Origin of the sequence: Inquilinus sp. Marseille-Q2685 (assembly GCF_916619195.1) — a bacterium.
Lineage (GTDB): Bacteria > Pseudomonadota > Alphaproteobacteria > DSM-16000 > Inquilinaceae > Inquilinus.
In genome coordinates this window covers 1,220,339-1,237,665 of record NZ_CAKAKL010000001.1, presented here as the reverse complement: position 1 = coordinate 1,237,665, position 17,327 = coordinate 1,220,339, and the positions used below count along the sequence as shown (strand labels likewise).

Annotated in this window: 17 protein-coding genes and 1 tRNA gene; 13 read left to right on the top strand and 5 right to left on the bottom strand. The window is 69.6% G+C overall.

Annotation, left to right across the window (positions count from 1 at the left end; genetic code table 11):
- The first annotated feature begins 1 nt into the window (after position 1).
- Genes LG391_RS05805 through LG391_RS05790 form a run of 4 tightly spaced genes read left to right on the top strand, consistent with a single transcriptional unit; the run spans position 2 to position 1,468 of the window.
- Positions 2 to 304 carry a hypothetical protein gene (locus LG391_RS05805; RefSeq protein WP_225767033.1) on the top strand — a complete coding sequence of 101 codons (303 nt, stop codon included), beginning with the start codon at positions 2 to 4 and terminating at the stop codon, positions 302 to 304.
- Entirely contained in the window at positions 301 to 777 is a 477-nt protein-coding gene (locus tag LG391_RS05800; RefSeq protein ID WP_225767032.1) for a hypothetical protein, read from the top strand. The genes LG391_RS05805 and LG391_RS05800 overlap by 4 nt, the downstream gene beginning before the upstream one ends.
- The gene (locus LG391_RS05795; protein ID WP_225767031.1) at positions 774 to 1,061 is read left to right on the top strand and encodes an acylphosphatase; all 288 of its coding nucleotides are present in this window, start codon (positions 774 to 776) and stop codon (positions 1,059 to 1,061) included. The genes LG391_RS05800 and LG391_RS05795 overlap by 4 nt, the downstream gene beginning before the upstream one ends.
- Entirely contained in the window at positions 1,046 to 1,468 is a 423-nt protein-coding gene (locus LG391_RS05790) for an NUDIX domain-containing protein (RefSeq protein ID WP_225767030.1), read from the top strand. Before LG391_RS05795 ends, LG391_RS05790 begins: the two co-directional genes overlap by 16 nt.
- A 16-nt stretch (positions 1,469 to 1,484) precedes the next feature.
- On the opposite strand, the gene LG391_RS05785 is transcribed toward LG391_RS05790, so the two are convergent.
- Together LG391_RS05785 and LG391_RS05780 are read right to left on the bottom strand one after the other, a co-directional pair.
- Positions 1,485 to 3,056: a methyltransferase regulatory domain-containing protein gene (locus LG391_RS05785; RefSeq protein ID WP_225767029.1), complete on the bottom strand. Its 1,572-nt coding sequence runs from the start codon at positions 3,054 to 3,056 to the stop codon at positions 1,485 to 1,487.
- 192 nt (positions 3,057 to 3,248) lie between these two features.
- The gene (locus LG391_RS05780) at positions 3,249 to 4,787 is read right to left on the bottom strand and encodes an ATP-binding cassette domain-containing protein (protein ID WP_225767028.1); all 1,539 of its coding nucleotides are present in this window, start codon (positions 4,785 to 4,787) and stop codon (positions 3,249 to 3,251) included.
- Positions 4,788 to 4,829: 42 nt separating this feature from the next.
- Between LG391_RS05780 and LG391_RS05775 the strand changes: the two genes are divergently transcribed.
- From LG391_RS05775 to LG391_RS05765, 3 genes are read left to right on the top strand one after another with little or no spacing between them, the layout of a single operon-like run.
- Positions 4,830 to 5,000, top strand: a complete 171-nt coding sequence (locus tag LG391_RS05775; RefSeq protein WP_225767027.1) for a type II toxin-antitoxin system CcdA family antitoxin — start codon at positions 4,830 to 4,832, stop codon at positions 4,998 to 5,000.
- Positions 5,000 to 5,311 (top strand): type II toxin-antitoxin system CcdA family antitoxin, encoded by a 312-nt coding sequence (locus LG391_RS05770; RefSeq protein WP_225767026.1) that lies wholly within the window; start codon positions 5,000 to 5,002, stop codon positions 5,309 to 5,311. The genes LG391_RS05775 and LG391_RS05770 overlap by 1 nt, the downstream gene beginning before the upstream one ends.
- Positions 5,311 to 5,613, top strand: coding sequence for a CcdB family protein (locus LG391_RS05765; protein ID WP_225767025.1), 303 nt, complete (start codon positions 5,311 to 5,313; stop codon positions 5,611 to 5,613). The genes LG391_RS05770 and LG391_RS05765 overlap by 1 nt, the downstream gene beginning before the upstream one ends.
- 3 nt (positions 5,614 to 5,616) lie before the next feature.
- Here the strand turns inward: LG391_RS05765 and lipB are convergent, their stop codons facing one another.
- Positions 5,617 to 6,303, bottom strand: a complete 687-nt coding sequence (lipB, locus tag LG391_RS05760; RefSeq protein ID WP_225767645.1) for a lipoyl(octanoyl) transferase LipB — start codon at positions 6,301 to 6,303, stop codon at positions 5,617 to 5,619.
- Positions 6,304 to 6,390: 87 nt separating this feature from the next.
- Here lipB and LG391_RS05755 point away from each other — a divergent pair.
- The 3 genes from LG391_RS05755 to mgtE all read left to right on the top strand — a co-directional run bounded on the left by LG391_RS05755 (position 6,391) and on the right by mgtE (position 10,339).
- A tRNA-Leu gene (locus LG391_RS05755) sits at positions 6,391 to 6,477 on the top strand.
- Between the two features lie 129 nt (positions 6,478 to 6,606).
- Positions 6,607 to 8,943, top strand: a complete 2,337-nt coding sequence (locus LG391_RS05750; protein WP_225767024.1) for an NADP-dependent malic enzyme — start codon at positions 6,607 to 6,609, stop codon at positions 8,941 to 8,943.
- A gap of 1 nt (position 8,944) precedes the next feature.
- The gene (mgtE, locus tag LG391_RS05745) at positions 8,945 to 10,339 is read left to right on the top strand and encodes a magnesium transporter (RefSeq protein WP_225767023.1); all 1,395 of its coding nucleotides are present in this window, start codon (positions 8,945 to 8,947) and stop codon (positions 10,337 to 10,339) included.
- A gap of 131 nt (positions 10,340 to 10,470) precedes the next feature.
- Here mgtE and LG391_RS05740 read toward each other — a convergent pair whose 3' ends face one another.
- Entirely contained in the window at positions 10,471 to 10,752 is a 282-nt protein-coding gene (locus LG391_RS05740) for a hypothetical protein (protein WP_225767022.1), read from the bottom strand.
- A gap of 759 nt (positions 10,753 to 11,511) precedes the next feature.
- On the opposite strand from LG391_RS05740, the gene LG391_RS05735 reads away from it, so the two are divergent.
- Together LG391_RS05735 and LG391_RS05730 are read left to right on the top strand one after the other, a co-directional pair.
- The gene (locus LG391_RS05735; RefSeq protein WP_225767021.1) at positions 11,512 to 13,989 is read left to right on the top strand and encodes a calcium-binding protein; all 2,478 of its coding nucleotides are present in this window, start codon (positions 11,512 to 11,514) and stop codon (positions 13,987 to 13,989) included.
- 421 nt (positions 13,990 to 14,410) lie between these two features.
- Positions 14,411 to 15,583, top strand: a complete 1,173-nt coding sequence (locus tag LG391_RS05730; RefSeq protein WP_225767020.1) for an isovaleryl-CoA dehydrogenase — start codon at positions 14,411 to 14,413, stop codon at positions 15,581 to 15,583.
- Positions 15,584 to 15,605: 22 nt separating this feature from the next.
- Here LG391_RS05730 and LG391_RS05725 read toward each other — a convergent pair whose 3' ends face one another.
- Entirely contained in the window at positions 15,606 to 16,046 is a 441-nt protein-coding gene (locus LG391_RS05725; RefSeq protein ID WP_225767019.1) for a cupin domain-containing protein, read from the bottom strand.
- A gap of 405 nt (positions 16,047 to 16,451) precedes the next feature.
- Here LG391_RS05725 and LG391_RS05720 point away from each other — a divergent pair, with 405 nt between their 5' ends.
- A complete protein-coding gene (locus LG391_RS05720) occupies positions 16,452 to 17,171 on the top strand; it encodes a hypothetical protein (protein WP_225767018.1) in 720 nt (239 codons plus the stop codon).
- The last annotated feature ends 156 nt before the right edge of the window (positions 17,172 to 17,327 follow it).

The following is a 17,327-nucleotide window of genomic DNA, read 5'->3' as shown; positions in this document are numbered from 1 at the left end:
CATGAACCGAGTCCTCCGTATCGTCCTGCCGGTGCTGCTCCTGGCGGGCTGCGGCGACGGCTTCACCCCGCCGGAGAATCCGGGGCCGCCGCCGCCGATCGCCCAGATTCGCGACGACGACCTGCATCCGCCGCCCGGCCCGACCGATCCCTTCATGATCCGGGTCGACGACCGGGCGCTGGGCGCCTGGGCCGACTACTGCACCCGGATCAAGGACCTGGCCGGCCCGAACCGCCCGCCCAGCGCGGAGAAGACGCGGATCGAGGGCGACCTGAAGAAGTGCGAGGAGATCTTCGCCCAGTGAAAGCCGCCGGCGACGAGAGCGAGGTTCGCACCCGCTGGTTCGCCGACGTCATGGCCGGCCGCGGGGCCGGGGAACGGCGGGATCCTGCCGTTGCGGTGGGTGACCACACCCAGGCGCTGCTGGTCGAGCTCGAGACCGTGTTCGGCGCTGGCGCCTGGGTCGCGACCGTGATCCTCGCCGTCGCCGTGATCGAGGCGCATCTGCGCGAGCAGGCGATGGCATCCGGCCGCGCCGTCGACCCTTATCTCAACGCCGGGACGCTGTTCGCCGAGGCCGGGCTGGACGAACGCTTCGACCTGCTGCGCCGGGCCCGCAACCGGGCGCTGCACGTCTCCGACCCGCCGACGCTGACGGTCGACATGCACTGGTTCGAGGCCGAGCGGCTGGAAACCGAGGCGCGCTATGCCGTCCGCCTCGTCGCCGCCGCTCTCTACGGCGGCGATCTGCCGGAGGAACCGGAGGAGGAGGAATGAGCGGGGATCGCAAGACGCTGTCGCTGCGCATCACCGGCCGGGTCCAGGGCGTCGGCTACCGCGCCTGGCTGGCCGGCCAGGCCGCTTCGGCCGGGTTGGACGGCTGGGTGCGCAACCGCCGCGACGGCTCGGTCGAGGCGCTGCTGTCCGGCCCGGCCGACGCGGTCGACCGGGTGGTGGCCGCCTGCCGCCGCGGGCCGAGCGTGGCGCTGGTCGACCGGGTGCAGGCGGAGGAGGCCGAGCCGCCGGACCATCCCGGCTTCGCCCAGTGGCCGACGCTGTGACCGGAGAGCCCGCCCCGCGGCTCGGCGTCGGCGCCTTCATCCGCGACGATGCCGGCCGGCTGCTGCTGGTGCAGCGGCGGCGGGAGCCTGAGGCCGGGCATTGGGGCCTGCCCGGCGGCAAGGTTGATTTCGGCGAGACCGTCGAGGCCGCGGTGGTGCGCGAGATCGAGGAGGAACTCGGCGTCGCGCTGCGGCTCGACGGTCTGCTCTGCCTGGTCGACCAGATCGACCGCGCCGCCGGCAGCCACTGGGTGGCGCCGGTGTACCGCGCCGCCATCGCCGCCGGCGAGCCGGTCAACCGCGAGCCGGCGGCGCTGGCCGCGATCGGCTGGTTCGCCCTCGACGCCCTGCCGAAGCCGCTGACCCTGGCCACCCGGGTGGCGGTGGAGGCGGCGAGGTCGGCCTAGACCTCGCCGATACGGTTCAGAACACGACACGCTGCGGGAATCGGGCCATCACCCCGTCGAGGTGCTCCCTGGCGCAGCGCCGGATGTCGTCCGGGTCGCTCACCGTCCGGTCGGCCCGTCTGAACGACAGGTCGCCCTTCGCGACACAGTCGACGAGCCGATCGACCAGCTCCTCTTCCCCCTGCGTCCCGTCGAGATGCGCGATCAGGCAGCGTTCCACCACGTCAAGGACGACCGACTCGTGCCAGGCGTTGGTGATCCGGGCCGTGCCTGCCTCCGTCGTGCAGGCCGCATAGCGCCGCCAAGCTTCTGGCACCGCGGCCGTGGACCCGGGCTTCGCCACCGGGCTCAGCCGGATCTTCCCGCGATCGAGCATTACCAGCAATTCGATGAGATCGGTCACCTCGGCTTCCGCTTCGGCCGGCATCTCGCCCGGGAGGGCGGCCTCGACCGCTGCCATCAGCGACCGGAAATCCAGCGTCCCCGGCCAGGCCGCGGTCAGCGCCGCAGCCGCGGCCTTGACCGATCGCCGCGGCAGTATCACGGGACGGAGGCTCGGCGGGCCGTAGGGCCGCGGCGCATCGTCCAGCAAGGCCTCTCCCTGGGGCGGAAGGAAGGCGGCGACATGGAGCGCCCGCAGCCGCTCGCCGTCGAGCCGGTAGCGGATATCCCCGGCCCGATCGGCATGGACCAGGAGGGTCTGGCGGAACGTCCGGTTGCTGACGAAATCGAGATACTGCTCGAGCCGGACTTGGCTGTCGCCGCATTCCCGCAGCAGCGGACCGGCGACGGATTCGCCGAAATTGGCGGCGAACATCGACGCAGGCACCGCATCGCCGAGATAGGCCAGCCCGGTCTTCTCCGCCGCCGCGACGAAATCCCCGAAATAGCAGGGCGCGTTGTAGAGCTCGAGGAACTCGTGCTGGAGGTAGGATTCGTGGAACGATTTCAGGGCGCCGCTCTGCTCGGCCACGATGCGGCCCATCAGGCTGTCGGGGGCGGTGACGCCGGAGAGGAAATCGATCATCCCCCGGGCGTAGGCCAGCGGCTGTTCCTTCGATCCCGCATGGCGGCCGCGCAGGATCATGGCGTCGCGGACGACCTCCTTCGCCTTCCAGCCGGGATAGCAGTTGTAGCTGACGAAGGCGACGCCGTCGGGGGCGAGGTTCTCGCGGCAGACGCGAAGGATCGCCTCCCGCACCTCCGGCGGCACCCAGCTGTAGACGCCGTGGCAGATGATGTAGTCGAAGACCCCGAGCGCCGGGGCGATCTCGCTCAGATCGCCCTGGTGCAGCTCGATGTTGGTCAGCCCGAGTGCGGCGATGGCTCTCCGTCCCGCGTCGATCTGGACCGGCGACAGGTCGATGCCGACCACGCGGCTCTCCGGATAGCGCAGCGCGAGCGGCAGGATGTTGCCGCCGGACGCGCAGCCCAGCTCCAGCACCCGGCTGGTCGCGACCTTCGGGGCCGACAGGCCGAAGAGATGCGCGACCGTCTCGAGGTGGTCGGGGGACGTGGTCGGGAAGGAATGGGACTCGTACGGGACCGTGTCGTAGGCGTCCCTGATCTGATCGATGATGTCGGACATGCGCACTCCGTCGGCTCGAAATCGCCGGCGGGTTTCCCCGCCCGGCAGGTTCAGGCTGGCAGCCGTTCGGTGGCCCGTCCGAAAGGATGGTCGCCCCTCAAATGACCCTATCCTAACAGCAGGGCGGAGATCCTTCCTAGCCGGCACATGCGGTGGGCGACGGCAGCGTTCGGGGACGTCTCTCCCGCCGAATCAGGCCGCGGCCGCCGCGCGCTCCAGGAACTCGTCCGGGCCGTCGACCTCGACCAGCCGGCGGTTGCGGATCTCCAGATAGCGAGTGCCGATGCCGCGCAGCATGCGCCGGTCGTGGGTGACGAAGACGCAGGTCGTGTCGTCGCGCGACAGCAGGTCCTCCAGCCGCTCCCGCCCGGCGATGTCCAGGTGGTTGGTCGGCTCGTCCAGCAGGTAGATGTTGGGCTGGCGCAGCCGCAGCAGCAGGAAGGTGACGCGCAGCTGCTCGCCGTAGCTGAGATGGGCGATCGGCGTCGCCTGCTTCTCGATCGGGATGCCGATGTTGTGCAGCTCGCGCACCAGCTCGGCGTCGCGCAGGGTCGAGGCCGCCTGCAACGCCCGGTTCACCGGCATCTGCCGCGGCAGGTCGGCCAAGTGCTGGTCGAGATAGCCGGGCCGCAGCTGCGGGTTGGCGGTGATCGGCTGGCCGATCGGCGCGTCGCCCGCCGCCGCCAGCGTGATCGCCGCCATCAGGTCGCGGATCAGATGCGACTTGCCGGTGCCGTTCAGGCCCAGGAGGGCGATGCGGTCGCCGCGGCGGATGAACTCCTGCTCGATGCGCAGCAGCTCGCGCCCGGTCTCGGTGCGCACGACGTGGTCCTTCAGCCGCACCAGCGTCTCGCGCTGCACCGCGCCGGTGTCGAGGTTGATGTCTCGCCGCGCCTCGCGATGGGCCACCGTGGCGCGCGCCCGCTGCTGCTCGGCCCGGGCCGCCACCGCCTTGGCGCGCCGGGCCATATCGGGATTATGCCCCTTCAGGTTGGACCAGATCGCCAGCCGTTTGGCCGCGCGCTCCAGCCGCTCGACTTCCTTCTCGTCGCGCTCGGCCTGCTGCAGCGCCGCCAGGTCCTCGCGGATCAGCTCCTGCCGCGCCTGGGAGAAGGAGGTGCCGTAGACCCGCACCCGGTCGCCGCGCAGGATGATGGTGCGGTCGGTCACCCGGTCCAGGAACTCGCGGTCGTGCGACACCAGGATGAAGGGCAGGCGCAGATGCTCGGTCAGCCACCGCTCCAGCCGCATCACCTTGCCGACGTCGAGATGGTTGGTCGGCTCGTCCAGGATCAGCAGGTCGGGGTCGGCCAGCGTCGCCCGCGCCACCAGCAGCAGCCGCTGCCAGCCGCCGGACAGCTCTGCCACGGTCTGGGCGTGCCACAGCTCGGGGGCGAGGCCCAGCTCGTCCAGCACCACGTCGGCGCGCCAGGCCTGGTCGTCGCGCGTGGCTTCGGGCAGGGCCCGCACCATCGCCTCATGCAGCGTCAGCGGCAGGATGTCGGCCGGCACCGCCTGCGGCACATGGCCGATCAGCAGGCCACGCCGGCGCACGATGCGGCCGCGGTCCAGCTCGATCTCGCCCAGCAGCGCCTGGATCAGCGTCGACTTGCCGCTGCCGTTGTCGCCGACCAGGCCGATCCGGTCGTCGGGATGGACGGCGAAGCTGGCGTCCTGGAACAGCGCCCGGCCGCCGATCCTGAGGGTGATGGCTTCGGCCTGGAGGAGCATGATGGGACTCGGATTCGGCGATCGGACCGGGGAGGGTACCAGATGCCCGATCGGAACAAGACGAAAGATCGTGACTCGCAGGATGCGGCCGACGAGGCCAAGCGCCGGGACGAAGCGGCCCGCTGGAAGGAGGAGAACGCCGAGGCGATCAAGGCTTACAACGAATGGGTTGAGCGGGACGGCCTTCCCTTCGCGAGGTTTCGGCAGTTCTGATGCGATCCATCGCGGGCGGAAGCGTTGAGCTTGCAATGCGCATCTTGAATGCGCATATTGTGTCTATGGCAATGATCGATGAAGGGCGCACTCCGCGCCGGGCAACCAATCTCACCCTCTCGGCGGAGGCGACCCGCCGGGCGAAGGAATACGGCCTGAACATCTCCAGGATTGCCGAGGACGCCATCATCGAGGCGGTGCGCCGCCACGAGGGCGAGCTCTGGAAGCAGCGAAACGCCGAGGCGATCAAGAGCCACAACGAATGGGTCGAGCAACACGGGCTGACCCTGGAATCGCTGCGACTCTTCTGATGCGGTTCGACGTGCACCGGGTGAGCAGGCTCGGCGGCACCTTGGTGCTGAATGTGCAATCGGAATTCCACGACCATCTGGCCACACGGGTCGTGGTGCCGTTGATCCCGCTATCTGCCTATCCGGGCGGGCAGCAGGAGCGGCTGGAGCCGATCTTCTCGATCGATGGCCGACGATACTTTCTGCAGACGACCCATATGGCGGCGGTTCAAGCTTCCGAACTTGGTGACCGCATCGCCTCACTGGCCGATCAGCACTCGATCATCGTCGACGCCCTGGATTTCCTGTTCCAAGGCTTCTGAGGCTTACCCCTCGAACACCTCGTCCCAGGCCTCGCGCAGGGCCAGGTCGACATCCGCCATGGTCACCGGCAGGCCGAGATCGACCAGCGAGGTGACGCCGTATTGCGCCAGGCCGCAGGGCACGATGCCGGCGAAATGCGACAGGTCGGGGTCGACGTTCAGCGCCACGCCGTGGAAGGTCACCCATTGCCGCACCCGCACCCCGATCGCGGCGATCTTCTTCTCGAACCCGTCGCGCTCGACCCAGATGCCGACCCGGCCCTCGCGCCGCTCGCCCTTCACCTGGAACCGCGCCAGGGTGCGGATCAGCCACTCCTCCAGGGAATGGACATAGGCGCGGACGTCCGGGTTGCGCCGCTTCAGGTCGACCATGACGTAGCCGACCCGCTGCCCCGGCCCGTGATAGGTGTACTGGCCGCCGCGGCCGGTGCGGTAGACCGGGAAGCGGTCGGGCGCCAGCAGGTCGCCGTCCTGGGCGCTGGTGCCGGCGGTGTAGAGCGGCGGGTGCTCCAGCAGCCACACCAGCTCCGGCGCGGTGCCGGCGCGAATCGCCGCGACCCGGGCCTCCATCGCCGCCAGCGCCTCGGGATAGGGCACGGCGCCGTCGTCGATGCGCCAGTCGGGCACGGGCCGCGCCAAGGCGCCCGGCACGGCGGTTTCGGCGACGGCGGGGGACGGAATCGCGATCATCTCATCGGGCTGCTTGATCGGGCGCATGCGATCTGCTAATCCCCCCGCACCTCGGAAGGCAAGGCCCCTCGTGGGCACGCCTGCCGTGCGGTCGTGGCGGAATTGGTAGACGCGCAGCGTTGAGGTCGCTGTGGGCTAACCCCCGTGGAAGTTCGAGTCTTCTCGACCGCACCATTCTTCGCAAGGCCCGCCCTCACCGGCGGGCCTTTCGCGTTTCGGGAGGCAGCCTCCCGCGCCGGCCCTTCCGCCCGGGCGGAACGCTGCCTATAACGGCTCGACCCGTAACGCTGTCCGGATCCCCTGATGTCCAGCGATCTGCGCGAAGCTGCCCTCGACTACCACCGCCTGCCGACCCCCGGAAAGATCGCGGTGGCCCCGACCAAGCCGCTGGCCACGCAGCGCGACCTGGCCCTGGCCTATTCCCCCGGCGTCGCCGCGGCCTGCGAGGCGATCGTCGCCGACCCGCAGGAAGCCTCCCGCGTCACCAGCCGGGCCAACCTCGTCGCCGTGATCTCGAACGGCACCGCCGTGCTCGGCCTCGGCAACATCGGCCCGCTGGCGTCCAAGCCGGTGATGGAAGGCAAGGGCGTCCTGTTCAAGAAGTTTGCCGGCATCGACGTCTTCGACATCGAGGTCAACGAGACCGACCCGGACAAGCTGGTCGACATCATCGTGGCGCTGGAGCCGACCTTCGGCGGCGTCAACCTCGAGGACATCAAGGCGCCGGAGTGCTTCGAGGTCGAATCCAAGGCCCGGGCGCGGATGAAGATCCCGGTCTTCCATGACGACCAGCACGGCACGGCCATCATCGTCGCCGCCGCCATCACCAACGGACTGCGCGTCGTCGGCAAGGACCTGAAATCGGTCAAGCTGGTCACCTCCGGCGCCGGCGCCGCGGCGCTGGCCTGCCTCGACCTGCTGGTCGATATGGGCCTGCCGATCGAGAACATCTGGGTCACCGACATCGCCGGCGTGGTCTGGGACGGCCGCAACGAGCTGATGGACCCGCGCAAGCAGCGCTACGCCCGGAAGACCGAGGCGCGGACCCTGGCCGAGGTGATCGGCGGCGCCGACATCTTCCTCGGCCTCTCCGCGCCGCGGGTGCTGACCGGCGAGATGGTGCAGCGCATGGCCGACCGGCCGATCATCATGGCGCTGGCCAACCCGACGCCGGAGATCATGCCGGAGGAGGTCAAGGCCATCCGCCCCGACGCGGTGATGGCGACCGGCCGGTCGGACTATCCGAACCAGGTCAACAACGTCCTCTGCTTCCCCTTCATCTTCCGCGGCGCGCTCGACGTCGGCGCCACCGCGATCAACGAGGCGATGAAGATCGCCGCGGTGCAGGCCATCGCCGACCTGGCGATGCAGGAGGGGTCGGACATCGTCGCCACCGCCTATGGCGACCAGCAGCTCAGCTTCGGCCCGGACTACCTGATCCCGAAGCCCTTCGACCCGCGGCTGATCATCAAGATCGCGCCGGCGGTGGCGAAGGCGGCGATGGAGTCCGGCGTCGCCACCCGGCCGATCGAGGATTTCGACGCCTATGTCGGCAAGCTGGAGGAGTTCGTCTTCCGCTCCGGCCTGGTGATGCGGCCGGTGTTCAACCTGGCGAAGGCGGAGCCGAAGCGCGTCGTCTACGCCGAGGGCGAGGACGAGCGGGTGCTGCGCGCGGTCCAGGTCGTGCTCGACGACCAGCTGGCCAGGCCGATCCTGATCGGCCGCCGCGGCGTGGTCGAGCGCCGGATCGAGAAGCTGGGCCTGCGCCTCAAGCTCGACCGCGACGTCGAACTGGTCGATCCCGAGGACGATCCCCGCTACACAGAATACTGGCGCCTGTACCACCAGCTGCTGGCCCGGCGCGGCGTCTCGCCCGACGTCGCCCGCACGGTGGTGCGCACCAACTCGACCGTGATCGCGGCGCTGATGGTGCAGAAGCAGGAGGCCGACGCCATGGTCTGCGGCAGCTACGGCCCGTACCGGCCGCATCTGCGCGACGTGCTCAGCGTCATCGGCCTGGCGCCGGGGGTCACCACCCCGGCGGCGCTCAGCGCGCTGGTGCTGCCGCGCGGCACCTTCTTCCTGGCCGACACCTACATCACCCCGGACCCGACGCCGGAGCAGATCGCCGAGACCACGCTGCTGGCGGCGGAGGAGATCAAGCGCCTCGGCATCGTGCCGAAGGTGGCGCTGCTGTCGCATTCCAACTTCGGCACCATGGACGGGCCGTCGCCGGTGAAGATGCGGCACGCCCTGTCACTGATCCGCGAGCAGGCGCCGGACCTCGAGGTCGAGGGCGAGATGCATGCCGATGCCGCGCTGTCGGAGGAGATCCGCCAGCGGATCTTCCCGGACAGCAAGCTGACCGGCAGCGCCAACCTCCTGGTGCTGCCCTCGCTCGACGCCGCCAACATCGCCTTCAACATGCTGAAGGTGCTGGGTGAGGCGATCTCGATCGGCCCGATGCTGCTCGGCGTCGCCCGGCCGGCCCATATCGTCACCCCGTCGGTGACCGTGCGCGGCCTGGTCAACGTCACCGCGATCGCCACGGTCGACGCCCAGCTGGCGGGGGCGGTCTGCCCGATCGACGCCCATGCCCGGCAGGCGTCGCATCTGGCGCTCGAAGCCCTGTCGGTGTGAGGTGACGGCGGCGCCCGAAGGCGACAAGGCGCCGGCCGAGGCCCAGGAATACGGCCTGCCGCCCGGCTTCGTGCAGGAGATCGAGGAGGCGCTGGACGACCATCGTCTGGCCGAGGTGGAGGAGCGGCTGGCGCCGCTCCACTCCGCCGACCTGGCGGCGCTGCTCGAGGCGCTGCACCCGGACGACCGCCGCGTCGTCGTCGGGCTGATCCGGGTGCAGCTGACCACCGACGCCGAGGCGCTGGCCTGGCTGAACGAGGACGTCCGGCAGGAGGTGCTCGACCTGCTCGGGCCGCAGGATGTCGCGGCGGCGCTGCAGGAGCTCGATTCCGACGACGCCCTGGCCCTGATCGAGACCCTCGACGAGGGCGGGCGCGACGCGGTCCTGGCCAACATCCCGGCCGAGGAGCGGCGGCTCCTGCTCGAAGGGCTCGACTTCCCGGAATACTCCGCCGGCCGGCTGATGCAGCGCGAGCTGGTGGCGGTGCCGGACTACTGGACCGTCGGCAAGACCATCGACTGGCTGCGCACCGCCGAGGACCTGCCGGACGAGTTCTACAGCCTGTTCCTGGTCGACGCGCACGGCCTGCCGACCGGCCAGCTGCCGCTGTCGCGCTTCCTGCGCGGCCGCCGTCCGGCCAAGCTGGCGGAGCTGGGGCTGGAGGACATCCATCCGATCCCGGCGGAGATGGACCAGGAGGAGGTGGCCCTCCTGTTCCGGCGCTACGGCATGGTCTCGGCGCCGGTGGTCGACCGCAACGGCAAGCTGCTCGGCGTCATCACCCTCGACGACGTGGTCGACGTCATCGACGAGGAGGCGGAGGAGGACATCTTCCGCCTCGGCGGCATCGGCGAGCAGAGCGATCTCTACCGCGACGTCGCCGCCACCACCCGCTCGCGCTTCTCCTGGCTGTTCGTCAACCTGCTGACTGCGGTCCTGGCCTCGTCGGTGATCGGCCTGTTTGAGGACACGATCAGCAAGGTGGTGGCGCTGGCCGTGCTGATGCCGATCGTCGCCTCGATGGGCGGCAATGCCGGCACCCAGACCCTGACCGTCGCGGTGCGCGCCCTGGCGATGCGCGAGCTGACCGACAGCAACGCCGTCCGCATCCTGTGGAAGGAGGTGCTGGTCGGCACCATCAACGGCCTGCTGTTCGCGGCCATCGCCGGCGGGGTGGTGTGGCTGTGGTTCGCGGACCCGCGGCTGGCGGTGGTGATCGGCGCGGCCATGATCATCAACCTGCTGGCCGCCGCCTTCTCGGGCACGGTGATCCCCTTGGCGCTGCAGCGCTTCGGGGTCGACCCGGCAGTGTCCAGCGGCGTGTTCCTGACCACCGTCACCGACGTGGTCGGATTCTTCGCCTTCCTCGGCCTGGCCGCCCTGATCCTGCTCTGACCGCCGCAAGCCTGCGGCCTGATCATCTCTCAGCTGTCATGCCCGGGCTTGACCCGGGCATCCAGGTGGCGTCGACAACCTCTGGATTGCCGGGCCTGACCCGGCAACGACAGAACAGAAATCCTCGACTCTCAGGCGGTGCCGGAGCTCTTGGCCTCGGCGGCGGCGGTGATCACGTTGCGGGCGATGTTGATCGCCGGGATCTTCAGGTTCTGGCCGCCGGGCACGCCGCGGGTCAGCCGCTCGACCACCGCCTCGACCTTCTCGACGGGGATCGACTCGACGCCCGGCAGCAGCGCCACCACGGCCGCCAGCCCGACCACCTGGCCGAAGCGCAGGTCGCTCGCCACCGCCAGCTTCTTCAGCGCCTCGCGCAGATCGGCTTCGCTGATGCCTGTGGATTCTACGCTCAATATGCCCTCCCTCACCGGTTCGGGGGCCACTGCTCAATTGCAGTGAATATCCCGTCATGAATACCCTGGGTTGTACGAGGCGATCCCGGCCGCTGTCCAGCCGTTCTCACGGAGTCTCGCGAGTCTACCCCTTCGGCGGCGGCAATGCGACCGCCGCTCACGGCTCCGTTCCGGTCCGTCGCCGCCTGTCCGGCGTGCCGGCCTGATGGCGGTCCTGTCCAAGGCCCGCAGTCGTCGCGGCCGGACCGGCCGGTCGCCGTTCTCCTGTCTTCACCCGTCAAGCAAGGCCGGGGGCGCGCAGCCTATTCACGCGCGGCCGCCAAGCAATCGGTGGTTCAATCCTTGCGCGAATGCCTGCCGATCCGGTCCTCGGCCTGCCGGTCCGGCCGCCGAAGGCGGGAGCCGCCGCGCCCGGATCATGTGATTCGGACGGTGCCGCGGCCCGGCGCCACCGGCTCGGCCTATCCTGTTGAGGCAGGAGGCATATTTCGCGTACCAAACGAACATATCGAAGTTTTTGATGAAAATTAAATTTCCGCATTCTAGTAATGAAATATCATTATTGGTGAAATTATAAAACCTTATAAGCTGAATGAACTTATATAGGGCAAAATTCATCCGTCTATTTCGTCATTGAAAAGTAAAAAACGGGAATTTCCATGGACAGATCTATCGTTTTTTGCCTGAATGCCGGCTGCTTCGCCCGGTGGGCGGCGGCCGGGCTGTCGGCTTGGCAAGTGTTTCTTGGAGGAGGAAAACATGGGTCTTCTTGACGGCCTGCTCGGGGATGACGGATTGCTCGGCGGTCTGCTGGGCAATGACGGTCTCCTTGGCGGCCTGCTTGGCAGCGACGGCCTTCTCGGCGGGCTGCTCGGCGATGACGGTCTGCTCGGGAACCTGCTCAGCGAGGATCTCCTCAGCGGCGTGATCGGCACGGTGAAGAGCGTCCTGGGCTCGCTGGACGGCCTGGTCTTCGGCGGCGGCGAGGGCGAAGGGCTCCTCGGCGGCGTCTTCGGCCTGGTCGACGGTCTGCTCAACGGCCTGCTCGGCGGCGCGCTCGGCGGCGATCTCACCGGCGGCCTGCTCGGCTCGGTCGAGGATCTGCTCGGCAACCTGCTGCATGGCGACCTGCTGGGCGGCGTCCTCGGCGGCGTGCTCGAGACGGTCAGCGGCCTGCTCGGCGGCATCCTCGATGGCGATCTGCTCGGCGGGGTGCTGGGCGGCAACGCCGGCGGCATTCTCGGCGGCCTGCTGGAGACCGTCGACGGCCTGCTTGGCGGCATCCTGGGCGGCAGCGACCTGCTCGGCGGCCTGCTGGACGGCGGCCTGCTCGGCGGCGTGCTCGGCACGGTCGGCAGCCTGCTGGAGGGCGTGCTCGGCGGCGACCTGCTGGGTGGCGACCTGCTTGGCGGCCTGCTGGGCGGCGACCTGCTCGACGGTCTGCTCGTCTCGGTGAACGGCCTGCTGGGCGGCATCCTCGGCGGCGACCTGCTGGGTGGCGACCTGCTCGGCGGCGTGCTCGACCTGGTCCAGGGCCTGCTCGGCGGTGTTCTGGGTGGCGACGACCTGCTCGGCGGCCTGCTGGGCGGCATCCTCGGCGGCGACGACCTGCTCGGCGGCCTGATCGGCGCGGTCGAAGGCATCGTCGGCGGCCTGCTCGGCGGCGACCTGCTGGGCGGCGACCTGCTGGGCGGCCTGCTCGGCTCGGTCGGCGACCTGCTGAACGGCCTGCTGGGCGGCGACCTGCTCGGTGGCATCGGCGGCGGCATCCTCGACGGCGATCTGCTGGGCGGTCTGCTCGGCACCGTCACCGGTCTGCTGGACAACATCCTCAGCGGCGACCTGCTGGGCGGCGACCTGCTGGGCTCCATCACCGACACGCTGGGCGACCTGCTGGGCGGCCTGCCGATCGGCGGCGACCTGCTGGGCGGCATCCTGACCCCGGTGGAAGGCCTGCTGGGCGGCCTGCTCGGCGGCGATCTGCTGGGCGGCGACCTGGTCGGCGGCCTGCTCGGCACCGTCACCGGCCTGCTGGACGGCCTGCTCGGCGGCGACGTGCTGGGCGGCGGCCTCGGCGGCATCGACCTCGGCAGCGTCGGCGGCGTGGTCGAGGGCATCCTCGGCGGCGTCCTGGCGACGGTCGAGGGCGTGCTCGGCGGCCTGCTGGGCGGCGACGGTCTGGGCGGCATCATCGACCTCGATGGCGTGCTGGGCAGCCTGCTCGGCGGCGGCGTCAGCCTCGAGGCTGCGCTCGACACCATCCTGTCCTCGCTCGGCGACGCGGTGTTCAGCATCGATGTCAGCGGCCTGACCAATGTCGGTCCGCTCAGCGTCGTCGGCGGCCTGCTCGGCTCGGTCCTGAACGTCGTCGGCCTGGGGGCGAATTCCCTGGCCAACATCGTGGGCGACGTGGCCGGCTCGGCCGACAACGTCAACGGCACCGCCAATGCCGACATCCTGAACGGCTATCTCGGCAACGACCGGATCCACGGCAATGCCGGGGACGACCGCATCGACGGCGGCACGGGCAACGACACCGTCTACGGCGATGCCGGCAATGACATCGTCACCGGTGGCATCGGCAACGACGTGATCGTCGGTGGCACCGGCGCCGACATCATGATCGGCGGCGTCGGCAACGACACCTACTACGTCGACAACTTCGGCGACCGGACCCAGGAACAGGCCAATGGCGGGACCGATTGGGTGGTCGCGACCAAGAGCTGGACCCTGGCCGACAACGTCGAGAACCTGATGCTGGCGCAGGGCGCGGGCTCGCTCGGCACCGGCAATGCCGCGAACAACAGGATCCAGGGCAACGAGCTCGCCAACGGCCTGCTCGGCATGGCCGGGAACGACGTGCTCGACGGCAAGGCCGGGAACGACACCCTCGACGGCGGCTGGGGCACCGACGCCCTGACCGGCGGCGCGGGCGCCGACACCTTCCGGTTCATGGCGATCGGGCAGTCGACGGTCGGCTCGGGCCGGGACGTGATCGCCGATTTCAGCCATGCCCAGGGCGACAAGATCGACCTGCACTACATCGACGCCAGCACCAAGGTGGCCGGTGACCAGGCCTTCACCTTCATCGGGTCGGCCAACTTCACCGGCGTGGCCGGGCAGCTGCACTTCCAGGGCGGGATCCTGAGCGGCGACGTCAATGGCGACGGCCGTGCCGACTTCGAGATCCAGGTCAAGGGCGCAGCGCAGCTGCTGGTGAACGACTTCGTGCTCTGACCGGCTTCGGCCGGTCGGGGGGATCGGCCCGGACGCTTGGCCCACGGGCGTCCGGGACACCGATCCGCCAGTGAGGGCAGCCCCGCGGTGCTTCGGCATCGCGGGGCTTTTCTTTTGCGGCGACGGCTGCCGTAGCCCGGATATCTCACACCCCCTGCGTCCTGCGCCGGTTCAAAATGCCGACGGGGCAGGAGAGCGGCCTTTGCATCGGGCAAGCCGTTCGACGCACCCTGTCGGCATTTTCAACCGGCCCGAAGGGTCGCCTTGCGGCCGCCTGCGGGGACGGGCCGCTCGACCGTATGTCCCGATACGCTTTTCGCGCCCCGCCCCGCATCCGACTCACCGAAAGGCGACGCAGGGCGTAGGGGGTATGAGATTTCCGGGCTAGAGTGCCGGAAACATGCCACCGGGAGCGACGCCCATGATCCCCAATGAGCCGCAGGGCCTCGATTTCATGCTCGGCGACACCGCCGACATGCTGCGCGATTCGGTGCGCGGCTTCGCCGAGGCCGAGATCGCGCCGCGCGCCGCCACGATCGACCGCGACAACCAGTTCCCGATGGATCTCTGGCGCAAGATGGGCGATCTCGGCGTCCTCGGCGTGACGGTCGAGGAGGAGTACGGCGGCGCCGGGATGGGCTATCTCGAGCATATGGTGGCGATGGAGGAGATCTCCCGCGCCTCGGCCTCGGTCGGCCTGTCCTACGGCGCCCATTCCAACCTCTGCGTCAACCAGATCCGGCTGAACGGCACCGAGGGCCAGAAGCGCCGCTACCTGCCGAAGCTGGTGGCGGGCGAGCATGTCGGCGCCCTGGCGATGTCCGAGCCGGGGGCCGGCTCCGACGTCGTCGGCATGAAGCTCAGGGCCGAGAAGAAGGGCGACCGCTGGGTCCTCAACGGCAACAAGATGTGGATCACCAACGGGCCGGACGCCGACACGCTGGTGGTCTACGCCAAGACCGACCCCGCGGCCGGCCCGCGCGGCATCACCGCCTTCCTGGTGGAGAAGGGGTTCAAGGGCTTCTCCACCGCGCAGAAGCTCGACAAACTCGGCATGCGCGGCTCCAACACCTGCGAGCTGGTGTTCCAGGACTGCGAGGTGCCGGAGGAGAACGTGCTCGGCCGGGTCGGCGAAGGCGTGCGCGTGCTGATGAGCGGCCTCGACTACGAACGCGCGGTGCTGGCCGGCGGCCCGCTCGGCATCATGCAGGCCTGCCTCGACATCGTCCTGCCCTATGTCCGCGACCGGCAGCAGTTCGGCCGGCCGATCGGCGAGTTCCAGCTGATGCAGGGCAAGGTCGCCGACATGTATGTCGCGCTGAACGCCAGCCGTGCCTATGTCTACGCCGTCGGCCGGGCCTGCGACCGGGGGCGGGTGACGCGGCAGGACGCGGCCGGTGCCATCCTCTACGCCGCCGAGAAGGCGACCTGGATGGCGCTGCAGGCGATCCAGGCGCTCGGCGGCAACGGCTACATCAACGAGTTCGCGACCGGCCGCCTGCTGCGCGACGCCAAGCTCTACGAGATCGGCGCCGGCACCTCCGAGATCCGGCGCATGCTGATCGGCCGCGAGGTGATCGGGCTGAAGAGCTAGGGCGGCCGGCGGCCTTCGGGCCCTATTTGTCGTAGGTCGTCAGCGTGGCGCCCGTATCGCCGACCGCGACCACCACCAGCTTCGCCGGCTCGGTCGCGCTGGCGTTCCCGCTCACACCATGGGTGGAGCCCGGCGGTTCGACCCAGAACTGGCCGGCCTTGAACACCTCGGTCGGGCCGCCATTGACCTGCGACCGGATGGCGCCCGAGACGACATAGGCGAACAGCGTTGCCGAGGCGTGGTGGCGATGCGCCGGCGAGGTGCCGCCGGGCGCGTAGTCGACGGTCAGCGCGGTCAGCGACTTGCCGGGGATGTTGGCCAGCGCCTGCACCATCAGCGGCGTGACGCTGTCGCCCTGTCCCGCCGCCCGGTCGGCCGTCCAGGCTTGGCCGCCGGCGAAGCCGAAGGCCAGCGTTCCGGCCAGGACCGCAACCGCGGCGATCTTCCTGGAAACGTAGGTCATGGTGCTTCTCCATCTCGGCGGCCGATCCCATGCGGGGCCGCCCCGGAGACAGGACGAGGCAGCCGCCGCGGATGTGACGGCCGGTTGCGTCTTCATCCGTCGCTGCAGCAGGCCCTAAGAGACCATGGTTTCGAGAATCGGAGCATGAAGGTCCGTGAGCACCGAAATAGAGCCCTGCGCTCCGAAATTCTTCCGCCGGTTGCTGTTGATCCTTAACCGGACAGCCGTGGGCTTGACCCGAGGATCCAGGGGCCGCCGGAGCGGCTCTCGGTGGCCCCTGGATTGCCCGGTCAAGCCGGGCAATGACAGAAAAGGGAGCGACGTTCTGGTCTCTGAAACTTGATTCGGAGCCCTGGATCATTCCGCCTCTTGCTTAACTCGAAACGAATGTTCATGATATGTTCCATGACCATGGCGCAGACCGATGCTGATTCCGGCGAGGCCCGGCCGTCCGATCCCGATCTGAACTGGACGGGATGGGCGCTGGAGAAGCTGCGCGAGGTGGTCGAGATCGATGCCCGCTGCAAGCGGCTGACCGAGCGGCAGCAGCAGGCGACCCCGGCAGGGTCGGAGACGCCGTCCGATTTCCCGCTGATGCAGTCGCGCCTGTCGCGCTCGATCCGGCTGTCGATCGCCATGGCCGAGCGGATCCGGGGCGACTACCTGCACCGCCGGGCCGAAGGCGAGGCGTCCGGGGCGCTGGAGCGCCGCCGCCGGCGGCGCGAGCAGGCCGTGCAGGCGGTGGTCGAGGCGGTCGGGGCGGCCGAGGCGGCCGAGGCCGCGGATCCTGCTGCGGCCGTCGATCCCGAGGAGACCGAGCGCCTGCGGTCCGAGGTGTGGGAGCGGCTGACCGAGGACGAGGTGCTGGACGTGCAGCTCGACACCCTGCCGGCCGGCGAGTTCGTGCGGGAGGTCTGCCGCTGGCTCGGCCGCCGGCTGGACCCGAGCCGGCTGCCGCAGGGCTGGGACGACGTCCTCGGGGCCAACGACAATGCCGGCTCGTCCGGTGACGGCATGGCTGCCGTCGCCATGGCTTCCGACGCCGGGGATGGCTGGCCCGAGCAGCCGGACGAGTCCGAAGACGGCCGCCCGCCGCCCGGTCTCCCGAAGCCGGACAGCAGTTGAGCCCTGGCACGGGTTGCATCAGCCATTCCATCTTTCTGCCGGCCTTCCACTCTCCCTTCCTTGCCGGAGGGGGAGGGGGCTGCGCGCGTCCGCGCGCGAATGGCGGCCTCGCTCTCCGGCCTGTTGCGCCGCGCGCCGCTTTCTGCACATTTGACC